Source organism: Pseudoalteromonas sp. 5Ae-yellow (assembly GCF_014077565.1).
Lineage (GTDB): Bacteria > Pseudomonadota > Gammaproteobacteria > Enterobacterales > Alteromonadaceae > Pseudoalteromonas.
Window position 1 is genome coordinate 1 of the sequence record NZ_JACGWD010000218.1, and the last position, 242, is coordinate 242.

Sequence of the window (242 nt, forward strand, 5' to 3'; positions counted from 1 at the left end):
TACAACGTTGATAGGCAAGATGTGGAAGTGGTGTGAGCCATTAAGCTAACTTGTACTAATTACCCGTGAGGCTTAACCATACAACGCCAAACGCGTTTTATGCGACAGTTTAGACAGAAGTTAATATAACTAAAGTAGATATTACTGAAAAGACTTAAAAAATATTATCAGATATTTTCCAAATTCATGAGGTGACTCTTAGCGCATAGCGTTAAAGTTGAGGCACCTTGCGCAAAGAAAAT

Annotated in this window: 1 rRNA gene; it reads left to right on the forward strand. The window is 36.8% G+C overall.

Annotation, left to right across the window (positions count from 1 at the left end):
- Positions 1 to 80, forward strand: a 23S ribosomal RNA gene (locus H4J63_RS20010); the annotation flags it as partial.
- Between the last annotated feature and the right edge of the window lie 162 nt (positions 81 to 242).